Origin of the sequence: Methanobrevibacter sp., assembly GCF_017409525.1 — an archaeon.
Classification (GTDB): domain Archaea; phylum Methanobacteriota; class Methanobacteria; order Methanobacteriales; family Methanobacteriaceae; genus Methanocatella.
Map to the genome: position 1 here is coordinate 118,709 of NZ_JAFQSO010000007.1, position 13,713 is coordinate 132,421.

Below are 13,713 nucleotides of genomic sequence, written 5' to 3' on the forward strand. Positions count from 1 at the left end.
AAATAACTAATATTAATATGTTGTAATTCAATATATAAAAATGTTTATTAAAAAAAATGAATAATGATACCTATGCAAATCGATTTATCTTTAATTGGAATGGAAAAAGGCAGGCAATACGAAACAATAATCACCACCCAAAACAGTGAAGGTGTCAAGAATGCTGCGCCTATGGGGGTGTTGTGTTCAGGTGAGGGCATCATTTTAAACAGGATATTCAAGGGAAGCCATACTCTGGACAATATTCTCAGCGAAAAGGAGTTTGTGGTTAACATCACCCATTCTCCGGAGCTTTTTACCTCTTCTCTTCTGGAAAGTCTGGATGAAAGCCTTTTCAATGATGACTTGTCACTTAAAGATTGCGATGCCTATTTCAGATGCGAGGCAATCAGCTTCACCGAAGCGATAAAGAAAAGCGATCCCATCAAAAGCAGCGGCGAGGCCCTCATCATCAAATCGAAAGTGGTCGAGCTTGTCATAAACCGGGAAACTAAAGCATTCAATCGTGGATTCGGCTATGTCATCGAATCCCTGACCAATTTTCAACGCTTTGATTTGGTTGAAGGTGAGCTCAAGGAGTTTTACATAAAACGCTTCAAGGAAGCCTATAGGGTCGTGAATAAAGTCGGGACCAAAGAAGACATAAAAGCCATGCACAAGATAAAAAGAGAACTTAAAGCCAAAGGCCATGACCTTTAGCTTCTGATTACATCAATGAATTCGAAACTGTCTCCGTCGAACAGCCCCTTGTCGGATATCTTCAAGGATGGAATCACTAAAAGCGCCATGAACGCCATTGTCATGAACGGAGATGCGAGCTTGCATCCTAAAGCTTTAGTCATGTTATGCAGAATGCCTAATTTTCGAGCGACATCATACACATCCTCATTGCTCATGAGTCCGGCAATCGGAAGAGGCAATGAATCGCTGAAGTCCTCACTGACAACGGCTATACCTCCATTATCGTCAATGACCTTGTTGACCGCCTGCGCCATCATCTCTGAGCTGTAGCCGACGACTATAATATTATGAGAGTCATGAGCAACGGATGAAGCGATAGCTCCTTTCTTAAGGCCGAAGCCTTTGATGAATGCATTGGAAACCGTGTTGCCTCCATAACGTTCAACGACCGCTATTTTCAATACGTCCTGGAATATGTCCGGCTGGACAATGCCGTCCTTAACCTGCAATCTTGCATGTGTCTTTCTGGTTAACAGGTCACCGTCGAAACACTCTATCACATTGACTTCGCATTCGTCGCCGTCATAATGTATGTCAAAATCGCCGGAGGTCTTTTTGGATGCATTTATTGAATTGTACGATTCTATTTCGGGAACATCAAAGAGGACATTTTCCCCATCGAAAACGCATTCGCCGCCGATGTATGTCTCAAGGACATTGCAATCTGTCAAGCTGTCGACTACTATGAAGTCTGCCTTTGCCCCTTCCACTATGGCTCCGCAATTGAGATTGTAGTGATATGCAGGATTGAATGTTACCATTTCAATGGCTTTGAGAATATCTATTCCCAAATCAGCTGCCTTTTTGATAGACAGGTTCAGATGCCCTTTAATCAAATCGTTCGGATGCTTATCATCGCTTACGATAAAGTCAAACAGCGGAGAGTGTATTCCATGTTCGAAAATTTCCCTGAAAAGAAAAAGCAATGATTCATGATATTTGATTTGGGACTTGCCTTCCTCTATATTGAAAAGGCCTTCCATATCCTTAGCGGATGACCCGTCACGAACCATTATTTTCATGCCTTTAAGCTTTTTTTCAATAGCTTCATGAATATTGCTGCATTCATGGTCAGTGCTTATACCCTGCGCAAGGTATTTATCCAAATCTTCGCCGGAAAGCAGTGGCGCATGACCGTCAATCGGCTTTTGATATTTTCTTGAAAATTCCAGTTTTCTTAAAACTTCCTCATCGCCGTTTATGACACCAGGGAAATTCATCATTTCACCTAATGCAACAACCTCATCTTTTTTAAGCAACTCTTCAATGTCATCTGAATCTATGATGGCACCTGAAGTCTCAAATGGAGTTGCCGGCACGCAGGACGGCGCTGAAAAATAAAAATTAAAAGGGACCTTGCTTGCATTGTCAATCATCAGTTCAATGCCATCCATTCCCAAAACGTTAGCGATTTCATGAGGGTCGCAGACAACGGCAGTGGTACCGTGGCGAACTGCAATCTTGGCGAACTGCGCTGGAGTGACCATGCTGCTTTCAATATGAATATGGGAATCGATGAATCCCGGAAGCAAAAGCCCCTTGACATCAACTGATGTTTTCTCATCGACTGTGATTGGAGTTATCTTTGAAAAGATTCCTTTTTCCACCGAAATTCTTACAGGACGTACAGTGTTTGTTATAACATCATAAATGTAAGCGGTGAAACTCATGCCCTACACCTCTTGTAAAGCATTGTAAAGAAGCGGTAGAAATGTGCCTATATCGGTTACAATGCCTACAACCTGAGCGCTGCCCCTATCGGACAATTTAGTAACGGTAGACGGATTGATGTCTACACAAATACTTTTGACCCTTGAAGGAAGGAGATTTCCTGTTGCAATGGAATGGAGCATTGTGGCTATCATTATAACCATGTCCACCTCTTGAGCGTATTTCCTCATCAGCTTTTGGGACTCGGCAGTGTCTGTTATGACATCAGGAAGAGGCCCGTCGTCACGGATGGAGCCTGCAAGAACGTATGGGACGTCATTTTTTATGCATTCATACATGATCCCGCCAGTCAAAGTTCCGTCCTCAACAGCCTCTCGAATGGAGCCTGAACGGTTTATCTTATTGATGGCTCGCATATGGTGAGTGTGGCCATGGGCAACAATCTTTCCTGTCTCGACTTCAATTCCTAGTGATGTTCCGAAAAGATCGGATTCGATATCGTGAGTTGCAAGCGCATTGCCCGCCATGATGACATCAATGTACCCTTCCCTGATTAATGAAGCCAGGAATTTGCCGGAACCAGTGTGCACAATGGCCGGACCTCCAACTATTCCTATCTTTCCGCCTTTGGCCTTGATTTCCTTCATTTCCTTAGCTATTCCGTTAATCAGGTTCATCAATGGCTTTTCAGAAGACACTTCACTGTTCATGAACTCGAAAACCTGCTGCTCGTCCCTTGACCTGTGAGGCGGAGTCACCCTGACTCCGTCAAGTCCAACGACAATCATGTCTCCTGCCTTAACCTCAGCAATCGGCTTGACGTAAGCCCTTGGAACATCCTCATCAACAACGACCAGACAGTCCATCTCAATCTCTTCGACCAGAATCCAGTTTCCCTTGTAATAAATGTGAGTTGTGTGATTAGATGATGAATAAAAGCCTTCAGGAGCAACCTTGTCTTTGGTTGATGCAACCAGTTTAACTTCCTTAATCTCGTCTATGGAAGCACCAAGAACAGACAGTTCATCTAAAATGGAATTCAATAACTCGGGAGAATCTGCAGAAACTTCAATCTTAGCTCTGCTGACATCTGATTTCTTACGTCCAACATCAATTTCCAGTATATCAAATTCTCCGCCCTTGTCCATGATTATGCCCATTGTTTTTGTCAATGTCAATGAGTCGATAATATGGCCGGAAAGCTCTATATTCCTTTTATTCATAATATTTGCTCCTTTTCGTTAATATTATAAATATGGTTTTAGGTGATATTTAATGGTATTGTTAGGGTTGAAAAAGTTAAAAAAAAAGTGTTAAAAAAAATAAAACTAAAACCAAGCGGCGAACTTGGTGACAACATCCCGAATATATGGTTTCAGAGCGATATTCGAACCATAACCCATAATCGCTCCCAAAATAATCAGGAGCAAAATCTGTCCGCCGAAATACCAGTCATAAAAACCTGCGACAAATGAGCCGTACCAGAATTCAACCAAAGGACTTTCTAGAAATCCCAAAATCACTCCTACAAGTATCCCTGATATGAGGGCATTGGCTTCATTATCAATCACACCTGCAAAAAATCCAACGCTTAAAAGAATAGCTATGATAAATGAATTCCGAGACAATCCTATCAATAATCCGATTGATGACAATACGATAGCAACGATTATTGCTAAAATCGTTGGTTTCATAATTTTATTCAAATTGATTTTATCGGCAAATCCCTTATTTGCAGGTTCGGTTTCGCTAGGAGGTGAAGGATTTGGCTTTCCTTTAATAACATTTGCTCCGCAATTCTGACAAAAAACATCACCGTCATCTATTTTCATGCCGCAATTGCTGCAAGTTTTGATTGGTTTAATCTGATTTACTTTTTCACCACAGGTTGGGCAAAATAAAAGATTTGGAGGGATTTCACCCCCGCAATGCACACATCTGTTTTCATCTTCGATTTCGACCTTGCTTCCGCATCTAGAACAAAATGTTGAATCTGGTTCCAATTCCTCACCGCAATTACTGCAGATAATATTCTCGTTTGATTCTTTGATATCTTCATTAGAACTTACTTCAGAAAAATCGTTTCCGCAATTGGGACATGTTTCAAATGAGTCATCAACATCAACGCCACATTTACTACATTTAACCATACTTGACACCTAGTTGAATAGTAGATCTTTCTTAAGATGGTCAAACTCTTCTTGCGTAATTGCTCCACTATTAAGCAATTCCTGGAATTCCTTTAATTGCTGTGCTTTTGAAGGTTCTTGAGTCTGGTTTTCAATAACAACAGTTTGTGGCCTATTCTTTAATGATTCGAATAAATCTATTAAATTTTGACCGAATTCATAGCTTGGAAGCCTGATTTCATATGAAGTGTTATCTACTAATTTTATTAAAAGCCTATCAAACATGTCCGCACTATCATTATTTGCAACCAAATCCTTGAATCTTGTTGCTTTTAGAGATTGGATATCATTTTGAATAATTCTTTTAATATCATGAGGTGATGTCCAATGCCTTTTTGTAATATCCTCATATCTACTTTCATCACCAAGTCTTTTAGTAACCCTCATAGATACGATTTTGTCGAAATAGAAATTGTTTATTCCAGCATTTACTTTTTGCCAGTCCCTGTTATCGATTTCCATAAAAACAAATTTATCCTCTTTGATTATGAAAAATCCATCAATCATCGTTTCATTTCCAATAAATGAATTTGGATTAAATCCTGTAAGAGCATTTAATGTTTTATGTTTTGATGTTGTTTTTTCTAACATATTGAATCTGCGAACGCTTGTCAAGAAGTAATCTTCATCCTTAATTCCAAACTCTTCTGCAAGTTTATCGTATCTTGCTAAGACTTCATCACGTCTTGCATTCCATTCTTGTTGCTTTCGAGAAACTGAAGCACCATTATCCAATTTATGACCACATGAAACGCAAAAATTTGTATTTTTAGAGTTTTTTGCACCACATTTCGGACAAACATCGGAATCGCTTTCAAATTTCTCTACCTTTTCACCGCAGTTAAAACAAAAATCAGATCCTACAACCTCTGCACCGCATTTACTGCATTTTACCATAAAATCACCTACTGTTGATTAATCGTTTTTCTAATTCTATTTCCCCAATCCTTTTCTTCAATATTGTTAACTGTAGATTGTAGATTATTTGAAACATCAGCAATAGAACTATTAAGTGCACTGATTTTATTTTCCATGATGTCAATTTCCAATTTTATGAACCCTTTTTCAATGTCTGCATAAACTTTTGAAGTTTCCTCTGAGATTATCTCAATGTCCACGCCATCATTTAACATGTCCATCAATCTTAAAAAGACATGTTCTTGGTGCTGTTTTTCATATTCTTTGATATCTGCAACTGAATAAATTTTATCCAATAACATCTTGATTACATTAATGAAATCTTGCCTATCCTTATGCTCATTAATATTGTTTGGAAGAATATCTGTTTTCAATAAGAAAATGGAGTCTATATTATCATTCTGTTTTAAAACTAATGAATATCCTTTTCCATCAATATAAACTAAAGCTATTGATTTAGAATCATAAATATCAACTTCCACTTTAGTAAATTCTTTTGGTATTGACAAAAAGTCCAAATTACGTACTAACATTTTACCACCTATATTGTTTTCCGCAGTTGTCGCAGAATTTAGCGCCGTCTTTTAATCTTGAACCACAATTTCCGCAATAAACATTTTCGCCAAAATTATTTGTTATTTTCGTATTTATTTTATTCTTTATAGGTTTTTTAGCAATTCTTCCAACAAAATAAACTATAATGACCAATGCAACAATTAAAGCTACAAAAAACAATAAATGGAAAATAGCATTCAACATCATAGGAATACTTGGAACAACCACTGTTGATACAAAAAATACTACAAATACTATGGCCAATACCACAATAAGAATAACAAAACCTACTGCGAAACTTTCAATTGTGTCAAAAAGACTTTTTAAATCCAACTAACCACCATAACATATTTTATAATCCATCAAAAGGTTATCCGTCAACATAAATTCATTTCATTATGAACAACACTTCAAGACATGTTAAACATCCTGAAGATGTAAATGAATTTAAAATTTTGTACTGGAGTCACCTTGTTTGTATTAATATTTATTCTAAGCACAACATATAAACATTGCTATTAGCATGCTAATATCGTATAGATATCTACTATATAGCTAAAATTCATATTAAAAATCATGAGCAAAAAAGACGACATGAGCATCATATCTTTACTAGCAAGGTCCAAAAGGAGAATAAACGTCTTAAAATCCCTTGAAAAAGAAGACAAGATACCCTCAAAAATCAGTAAGGATATCAATGACAACAGCAATCATGTCTCAAAATACTTAAAAACTCTAAAGGATGCTGAGCTTGTGGAATGCCTTAACGAAGAGGACAAGCGCTATAGATTCTACAGCATCACCGATAAAGGAAAATATTACCTTGACAAGGTTGAAAAAGAGTATAACGATAAATAGCTTATTTTAAATTCAGATTTTAAAAATCAAAAAAAGAGTTAAAGACTGGCTTTTAACTCTTTGATTTTATCCATGGCCAATCCAGTGATTTCATGGACATACTTTTCATCCTGATTGGTGCGCAAAAGATTACGTGCAAAATCTTCAGTGAGTTCCTCAGTGACCTTTTCTGTGACTCTTTCAGTTACTTTTCTTGCTTCATCCTCGCGTGCTAGTCTCAATTGCCTATCCAATTCGTTTTCGCAATATTTCAACACATTAATCGCCTCCAATAATTTTTCCTGTTCGAATTCATCTTCAATGTAATGCGCGATATTCAAATACATTGCAGGAATTATGACATATCTCTCATCTTCAGGAATGTTCTTGAATTCCTTAATATTCTCACAAATTTCGCGGATATACTCCTCGGGAGAAACATCCAGCTTGAATAGGGGCAGATGAACCAGTATTCCGCAATCCTTGTGATCGAGTTCCACTTGATTGTTAAATTTTTCCCTTAACCTATTTAAATATTTGTTTCCATCTATTTTTTTAAGCTCAACAACTATAGGAAAATAACAGATATTCTGTTCAACCATCGCCTTTTTTAAGTTGACCTCTGCAGAAAAACATGCAATAATCGATATGATTTCCTTAGAGAACCTGCAATAGCTATCCCTATGATAGCCGTAGTATCTCTCCAAGTGATGCCTGCTTAATTTACCGGCATGCCCTTCGATTAGAACGACCTTGCCCGACTGCGTCAATCCCCTGATGTCGGTGAATTTGTTTTCAAGATTCAAATTGATGATTTCAGTCGGAAGTATCCTTTCAATATGCTCATTTATGCCTATGACATCGAGAAACGTGTTACCGTAATTGATTTCGCAAATCTTTACGTACTCATCACGATTTTTAATTTCCTTCAGATTTTTAAAACTTTTGATAATAATCATCCCCAATTCTTTTGCCTGCTAAAGACTATTGAAAACAGATTATTATTTAATCTTATTGTATTTAAAGTTTTTAAGGAAAAAAAGCATTATTGACTTTCATTTAGAAAAATAATGAGTGTGAATAATTTTTTTGCAAAAACAGGTGAATATTGTCAGGACTATTCAATCAAAGTCAAGAAGTCATATATTATTTTTGCCGCAACGACTGCAGTGTTATCGCCCAGCCTGTCGCTTGCAGTTTCGACAACGTCCAATCCGACAATGTTCTTGCGGGATAGCGTTTCGAGGATGTTTTCTATTTCGGATGCAAGCAATCCTCCAGGAGTCGGATTTCCGACATTCGGCGCTATTGCCGGGTCGACCACATCCATGTCTATTGAAATGTAGATTGGCCCATCGATGTTTGTCAGGTAATACTCCAAGGCGTCCATGTGCTTTTGGGCATCCCTGTTTCTGAATGTCTGGATATTGTATGTGGATTTCACGAATTCCTCTTCTTCTTGTGATGATGACCTTATTCCGATTTGAACCAGATTTGCGCCCATCTCATGAGCCCTTCTCATCACAGTTGCATGTGAGCATTTCTCGCCTATGAACTCGAAAGCGAGGTCCCTGTGCGCATCAAGATGTATCACGGTCAGCTTCTCATGCCTTTCTTTTAATGCCTTGATGGCTCCGATGGATGCTGAGTGCTCTCCTCCAATGATGATTGGCTTCAATTTCATGTCAAGAATTTCTGTGACGGTTTCTTCTATAATCTTGCAGGTTTTCCTGCAGTTTCCAGGAACGACGTTGACGTCTCCGAAATCATAGAATGTGGCGGTGAGTTCCTTGTTAAAATTAGAGTTGTACTTTTCAAAACCGAATGATGCTTCCCTTACAACAATCGGGCCCAGGCGTGATCCTGAGTGATATGAAGTGGTGCTGTCAAACGGAACCCCAATTAGGGCAAACGAATTTTCCTTGATGTCATCATTTTCAGCTGAAAATGCGAATTTCCATGGCTCGTATGTATTGAAAAGCATAATTTCCTAAAAAGGAAAATAATAGGGAGAATCTAGTTAGATCCTCTAGTTCTCATTATTTTCATGTTTCCTAAAGCGACAATGTATTCCACTTCAATGCCTTCAACGATTGAGTCTTTTAGCTCTTCCGGCATTGGCAAGTCGATGGTGTCATAGTTTTCCATGTCCATGATTTGAACATTGTCCCCTTGGATTGAGATAACTTGTCCTAATCTTTTATCGATGATAGGAGTGTCTACTTTACTGTCCACTGGTTTAACAAGGCTTCTTTTTTGGCCGTCGAATACGCCGATAGCTTCGATTCTTGCTTTTGCAGCACCGTGTTTACCAGGAGATGAAGTAGAGTAACTGCTAATTTTACATGCTTCATTGTCTAAAACAATGTATTTTCCAACTTTTAATGTTTTAATTTCTACAACTTTTGTTGACATTAATTTTCCTCCAAATATAATAAAAACCGGTTTTTAATCTATATAATAAGGATTATTATTAGATTAATATAAAATATCTTCTCTATTTTATATAAACTATTCGATTATTTGAAAGATTTTTGCGTGAAAATGGAAATTTCAAAAAAAGTTTTTAGACTATGCCCTTATTGACCAGATAAAGCACCATTGAAATGGCCGCAAGAAGCAATATAACCAGTATCCAGACCACGATGAATTTCTTTTTGGTGTCGCTTTCGCCTTTGGTGAGGTATTTTTCACCCTTCCTGTCGCTTGAATGCTTTCTTGTATTTCTGTAATAGCCGTCGTTTCTAAGGTATCTGTAAAATGCCCTTGAAGCGAAATAAAAAGCAACGATCAATATCACGCCGACAAAGGGAAGGTGTCCTCCCGGCAGAAACATCATTATCGCCGATGCAGTAATCAGAAGCAGCAGGACAAACAGGCATGCTGACAATATTAATGATATGGTTTTATTGAAAATCATTAGGTACACCTAAATTTAATATGAAACTCCTATTATATAAATATGTTTAACCAAATATTACTATTAAGTGATATAATGAGAATAGCTATCGTCAGTGGAAAGGATGAAGGACCGACAAAACTGAATGCATTCGACAATGCATTGAGCGATGCGGGAATCGGAGATGTCAACCTGATAAAGGTGTCAAGCATGCTTGCAGAAAAAACCAAGATAACACACCTGCCAGCCCTTAAGGCAGGCTCCATGGTGAACTGCGTTCTCTCAGAGGTCACATCAGACACCCCTGGAGAGCAGATAACCGCAGTGATTGCAGTGGCTATCGGCGATGAGCTGGGCTGCGTGGTGGAGACAAGCGGAAGGGATGAAAACCCTGACGACTTGGTAAATGAAGCCAGATTCATGGTCGAGTACATGATGGAAAAGCGCAGCGTTGAGATAAAGAACCTCATCGTTGAAGAGTCGACCGCAACGGTGGAAAAAACCGCTTCGGTGGTAAGCGCAGTGGTTTACGTAACTGACGACATTTGTGACAATTGATAATTAATAACTCATAGAGGCGAAAAACATGGATGCTCAAGACAAAAAGATTGCAACGGACCTGTGCTATGAAATAATAAAGGAAGTGAGCAGAGCGACCAGACCATACTTCGGAACGCCTGCGGCAGGCGAGAAAGTGAAGATGGGCGCTGACGGCACTCCAACCTCATACATCGATGTCGTTGCAGAGGAAATAGTTATCCGCATTTTAAAAGAGGCGAAAGTTTATTCCTACATCATCAGCGAAGAAATCGGCGAGCTGAGATTAGGCAAGGGAACCAAAAGAAGCATCTCCCTAACCCAGGAGCTTAGGCGTGATGACATTGAAGAGGACGAGAAGCCAAAATTCATCTTTCTGGTGGACCCGATTGACGGAACCAGCAATGCAATCAAGGAGATTCCGGCATTCGGAATTTCAATAGCTGTAGCCAGCGTTCCTGAAGGCAGAATCGCAACATTGAACGACGTTGAACTTGCATTCATAAGCAACTTCGCCAACGGTAACTTCTTTGAAGCCGAAAAGGGAAGAGGATGCTGGCTCAATAACGAGGAGGTTCATCCAAGCGACATCGTCACCATAAGCGACATGACACTAGGAGGATTCACAAAATCCGGAACCTCAGAAGCGTCAAAGCTCGTTGACAACGCAAGAAGAATGAGAGTGCTTGGAAGCGTGGTTCTGGAGCTTTCCTATGTGGCAAGTGGAAGATACGATGCATTCCTTGACCTCAGGGGTTCAAGAATCATCGACATTGCAGGCTCAAAGCTGATTCTCGAAGAGGCCGGAGGAATCATAACCGACAAATACGGCGACAAGCTGAACAACAAGCTAAGCATCCATGAAAGGGCAGTGGTCGTTGCCGCAAACACGAAGATACTCCACAAGCAGATGATCGACATCTTAAACGACAACCAGGCAGACTTCATCGGCAAGATAGGAATCATGAGCAGAATCGACCAGGACAGGACAATACTCTTTTCAGCGAAAATCATCGATTACCTCCTGACAAACGGAAGGGAAGTGATTGTCGAAAAAAGGCTGGCCACCAAGCTCAACGCCCTTAAGGAAAATCCGAAACTGGACAAGGTCATCGAAAAAACCAAGGCCAGCTATCCTGAAATGGCCCACCTTCTTGATGACATCAACCTCAACATTGACTTTGACCAGCTTGCAAGAAACATCTATGACTTTGACTGCGACATGGCAATAATACTTGGAGGAGACGGCACGCTGCTTAGAGCTGCAGCAAAGATGAAACCAGAAATACCGGTTTTCGGAATCAACATGGGAACAGTCGGATTTCTAACCGACACTGAAGTGCAGGACACCTTCACCTCACTTGACGAAGTCCTGAAAGGCGAATACTACAAGGAAAAAAGGGCAAGGCTCGTGGTTTCCCACGAAAACAACCACTATACAGCCATCAATGAAGTGGTCATAATGACAAACAAGCCTGCAAAAATGCTTTTCTTTGAAATAAAGGTTGACGGAGAAATCATCGACCAGGTAAGGGCAGACGGACTGATCATATCAACACCGAGCGGTTCGACTGCATATGCGATGTCTGCAGGAGGCCCTATTGTCGACCCGAAAGTGGGAGGGTTCATCATCATACCGATTTGCCCATACAAGCTTGGGGCAAGGCCATTTGTCGTATCCGACAATAGTGAAATCACCGTCAAATTGCTCAAGAAAGGTAAAAGCGCAGTGTTCGTGATGGACGGTCAGAGAAACGAAGAGGCGGAATATGAAGAGGAAATCAAGTTCAAGAAATCAGACAAGAGCATCTACTTCATCAGAACTTCCACCAAATACTTCTACAAGAAAGTCAAGGACAAGTTGAGAGAAGGCGGAATAAACGAAACCCCTCGGTGCAATAATGAATAATCTCGTAATCGATTTAACACACGGCGGAGTCAAGATTGCCATCAGCCTGGCCAAGGCCGGAAAGAGCGTCCTTGCCTACGACATATACGGTACCCTGGATGACATCGACAGGCGGATGCTTGAAATCTATTCTGTGGAGCTGATTGGCCTGGACCAGCTCAAGGAGTTCAAAGGGAAGATGAAGGTCATATCCCCAATTCACCTGCCATTAAGCCACAGTGAGATTGAAAGCTACAATCCTGATTTGGACTACACGTTCATCACACATCACGAGGCGGTCCTTGAAATCCTTGAAGGATGGGGCGAGGACATACCAAAGGTTGAAATCACTGGAGTCAAGGGAAAGACCAGCTGCGCATTCATGCTTAAGGAAATACTGCTTGGCGAAAATCCGTTGATCCTATCAAGTCTAGGCGCCCTTCTATATGAGGATTCAAGGGAACTAATTTTAAAGAAAAACATTTCAATAACGCCTGCAAACATAAAGGAGACAATTGATCTTGCCTACAAGGTTGCAAATCCAATCTGCAAGATAGCTGAAGGCGAAGTGGAAAGCGAAAACCTGCGCAAGTACTCATCAGCCATCTTCGAATCATCGCTTGGAGTGACCGGAATAGGGGATGTGGGGCTTTTGACAAACATCTCTGAAAACTACCCAATCGCAAAAAATCGGCTCACTGCCGCTGAAGCCAAAAGGCAGGTCTTCAGGTGCGGATGCGTGGCGATAAACAAGGAAAGCCTTGATGAATACTACAAAGATGTGGAACATCCAAAGGTCAACACCTTCTCACTGGATGACTCTAAAGCCAATCTGTATGCTGAAAACGTCAGCTACTCTCTTGACGAAAGCGTGATTGACATTGTTTACAGGGATGTTAAAACTATTGATGATTCCTCTTTAAATGGCAAGATTCGCATTAAGACTTTCGCTCCGGGACCTCACCACTTATCCAACGTTCTTGGAGTGGTCCTGACCAGCTTATCACTGAATATTGATGAGGATAGAATCGTCAGGGGACTTGCCAACTACAAGGGCATCAGCGGAAGGACAAACAAGCGAAGCGAGGATGGAATCTGGATTATAGAGGAGATCAATCCTGGAATAAACACCGATGCGATAAAGCAGTCCATCAACATGATTCCGGATTTGGAAAACTGCTACGTATCACTCGGAGGGGACTATGGAATAACCTGTGAGGAAATCGATGAAGACAAGGTTGTGAAATATTTAAACACACTTGACTGTAAAATTATCCTTACAGGAGAGGTCGGCCGTTCGATTTCGCAAAAAATGAGTGAAAATATAGAATATATTGAAAATCCTTCTGACGTTTACAAAAAAGCAAAGACCGATGAAAAAAATCTTCTGTTCATCTATCGCTCCGATTACAGCAAGATTTCACTCAGATGATTTTAACTATTTTTTTGGCGAAAAATTGAAACATTTAATAATAAAT

At 40.0% G+C, this 13,713-nt stretch carries 15 protein-coding genes; 5 read left to right on the plus strand and 10 right to left on the minus strand.

The genetic code is table 11. The annotated features are described in order from the left end of the window. Nucleotides 1-72: 72 nt before the first annotated feature. Nucleotides 73-699 carry a DUF447 domain-containing protein gene (locus tag IJE64_RS03410; RefSeq protein WP_292782029.1) on the plus strand — a complete coding sequence of 209 codons (627 nt, stop codon included), beginning with the start codon at nt 73-75 and terminating at the stop codon, nt 697-699. Here IJE64_RS03410 and ade read toward each other — a convergent pair. The 6 genes from ade to IJE64_RS03440 form a co-directional block, all read right to left on the minus strand. After that, complete coding sequence (gene ade, locus IJE64_RS03415; RefSeq protein ID WP_292782032.1) at nt 696-2,411, minus strand: adenine deaminase; 1,716 nt, start codon at nt 2,409-2,411, stop codon at nt 696-698. The two genes, IJE64_RS03410 and ade, sit on opposite strands and share 4 nt — an antisense overlap. Nucleotides 2,412-2,414: 3 nt before the next feature. Further along, nucleotides 2,415-3,635 carry a TIGR00300 family protein gene (locus tag IJE64_RS03420; protein ID WP_292782035.1) on the minus strand — a complete coding sequence of 407 codons (1,221 nt, stop codon included), beginning with the start codon at nt 3,633-3,635 and terminating at the stop codon, nt 2,415-2,417. Nucleotides 3,636-3,740: 105 nt separating this feature from the next. Further along, a complete protein-coding gene (locus IJE64_RS03425) occupies nt 3,741-4,562 on the minus strand; it encodes a zinc-ribbon domain-containing protein (RefSeq protein WP_292782038.1) in 822 nt (273 codons plus the stop codon). Between the two features lie 9 nt (nt 4,563-4,571). After that, on the minus strand, nt 4,572-5,498 hold the full coding sequence (locus IJE64_RS03430; protein WP_292782041.1) for a zinc-ribbon domain-containing protein: 927 nt from the start codon (nt 5,496-5,498) through the stop codon (nt 4,572-4,574). Nucleotides 5,499-5,506: 8 nt separating this feature from the next. Then, nucleotides 5,507-6,052 carry a hypothetical protein gene (locus tag IJE64_RS03435; RefSeq protein ID WP_292782043.1) on the minus strand — a complete coding sequence of 182 codons (546 nt, stop codon included), beginning with the start codon at nt 6,050-6,052 and terminating at the stop codon, nt 5,507-5,509. 1 nt (nt 6,053) lies between these two features. Next, nucleotides 6,054-6,407, minus strand: a complete 354-nt coding sequence (locus tag IJE64_RS03440) for a zinc ribbon domain-containing protein (protein WP_292782046.1) — start codon at nt 6,405-6,407, stop codon at nt 6,054-6,056. A gap of 243 nt (nt 6,408-6,650) precedes the next feature. On the opposite strand from IJE64_RS03440, the gene IJE64_RS03445 reads away from it, so the two are divergent. Then, on the plus strand, nt 6,651-6,932 hold the full coding sequence (locus IJE64_RS03445; RefSeq protein ID WP_292782050.1) for a winged helix-turn-helix domain-containing protein: 282 nt from the start codon (nt 6,651-6,653) through the stop codon (nt 6,930-6,932). 38 nt (nt 6,933-6,970) lie between these two features. On the opposite strand, the gene IJE64_RS03450 is transcribed toward IJE64_RS03445, so the two are convergent. The 4 genes from IJE64_RS03450 to IJE64_RS03465 form a co-directional block, all read right to left on the minus strand. Beyond that, the gene (locus IJE64_RS03450; RefSeq protein ID WP_292782052.1) at nt 6,971-7,870 is read right to left on the minus strand and encodes a hypothetical protein; all 900 of its coding nucleotides are present in this window, start codon (nt 7,868-7,870) and stop codon (nt 6,971-6,973) included. A gap of 158 nt (nt 7,871-8,028) precedes the next feature. Continuing rightward, nucleotides 8,029-8,895, minus strand: coding sequence for an agmatinase (gene speB, locus IJE64_RS03455; protein ID WP_292782055.1), 867 nt, complete (start codon nt 8,893-8,895; stop codon nt 8,029-8,031). 32 nt (nt 8,896-8,927) lie between these two features. After that, nucleotides 8,928-9,326, minus strand: coding sequence for a translation initiation factor IF-5A (locus IJE64_RS03460; protein WP_292782058.1), 399 nt, complete (start codon nt 9,324-9,326; stop codon nt 8,928-8,930). Nucleotides 9,327-9,477: 151 nt separating this feature from the next. After that, entirely contained in the window at nt 9,478-9,831 is a 354-nt protein-coding gene (locus tag IJE64_RS03465) for a hypothetical protein (RefSeq protein ID WP_292782061.1), read from the minus strand. A gap of 75 nt (nt 9,832-9,906) precedes the next feature. On the opposite strand from IJE64_RS03465, the gene IJE64_RS03470 reads away from it, so the two are divergent. Genes IJE64_RS03470 through cfbE form a run of 3 tightly spaced genes read left to right on the plus strand, consistent with a single transcriptional unit; the run spans nt 9,907 to nt 13,667 of the window. After that, nucleotides 9,907-10,368, plus strand: a complete 462-nt coding sequence (locus IJE64_RS03470) for a pyruvoyl-dependent arginine decarboxylase (RefSeq protein WP_292782063.1) — start codon at nt 9,907-9,909, stop codon at nt 10,366-10,368. A gap of 28 nt (nt 10,369-10,396) precedes the next feature. Further along, nucleotides 10,397-12,256, plus strand: coding sequence for a bifunctional NADP phosphatase/NAD kinase (locus IJE64_RS03475; RefSeq protein ID WP_292782066.1), 1,860 nt, complete (start codon nt 10,397-10,399; stop codon nt 12,254-12,256). After that, nucleotides 12,249-13,667: a coenzyme F430 synthase gene (gene cfbE, locus IJE64_RS03480; RefSeq protein ID WP_292782068.1), complete on the plus strand. Its 1,419-nt coding sequence runs from the start codon at nt 12,249-12,251 to the stop codon at nt 13,665-13,667. The genes IJE64_RS03475 and cfbE overlap by 8 nt, the downstream gene beginning before the upstream one ends. The last annotated feature ends 46 nt before the right edge of the window (nt 13,668-13,713 follow it).

Excerpts from the sequence above, each read along its gene's own strand:
- IJE64_RS03410 (WP_292782029.1), top strand. The coding sequence starts at position 73 with ATGCAAATCGATTTATCTTTAATTGGAATGGAAAAAGGCAGGCAATAC.
- ade (WP_292782032.1), bottom strand. The coding sequence starts at position 2,411 with ATGAGTTTCACCGCTTACATTTATGATGTTATAACAAACACTGTACGT.
- IJE64_RS03420 (WP_292782035.1), bottom strand. The coding sequence starts at position 3,635 with ATGAATAAAAGGAATATAGAGCTTTCCGGCCATATTATCGACTCATTG.
- IJE64_RS03425 (WP_292782038.1), bottom strand. The coding sequence starts at position 4,562 with ATGGTTAAATGTAGTAAATGTGGCGTTGATGTTGATGACTCATTTGAA.
- IJE64_RS03430 (WP_292782041.1), bottom strand. The coding sequence starts at position 5,498 with ATGGTAAAATGCAGTAAATGCGGTGCAGAGGTTGTAGGATCTGATTTT.
- IJE64_RS03435 (WP_292782043.1), bottom strand. The coding sequence starts at position 6,052 with ATGTTAGTACGTAATTTGGACTTTTTGTCAATACCAAAAGAATTTACT.
- IJE64_RS03445 (WP_292782050.1), top strand. The coding sequence starts at position 6,651 with ATGAGCAAAAAAGACGACATGAGCATCATATCTTTACTAGCAAGGTCC.
- IJE64_RS03450 (WP_292782052.1), bottom strand. The coding sequence starts at position 7,870 with ATGATTATTATCAAAAGTTTTAAAAATCTGAAGGAAATTAAAAATCGT.
- speB (WP_292782055.1), bottom strand. The coding sequence starts at position 8,895 with ATGCTTTTCAATACATACGAGCCATGGAAATTCGCATTTTCAGCTGAA.
- IJE64_RS03460 (WP_292782058.1), bottom strand. The coding sequence starts at position 9,326 with ATGTCAACAAAAGTTGTAGAAATTAAAACATTAAAAGTTGGAAAATAC.
- IJE64_RS03465 (WP_292782061.1), bottom strand. The coding sequence starts at position 9,831 with ATGATTTTCAATAAAACCATATCATTAATATTGTCAGCATGCCTGTTT.
- IJE64_RS03470 (WP_292782063.1), top strand. The coding sequence starts at position 9,907 with ATGAGAATAGCTATCGTCAGTGGAAAGGATGAAGGACCGACAAAACTG.
- IJE64_RS03475 (WP_292782066.1), top strand. The coding sequence starts at position 10,397 with ATGGATGCTCAAGACAAAAAGATTGCAACGGACCTGTGCTATGAAATA.
- cfbE (WP_292782068.1), top strand. The coding sequence starts at position 12,249 with ATGAATAATCTCGTAATCGATTTAACACACGGCGGAGTCAAGATTGCC.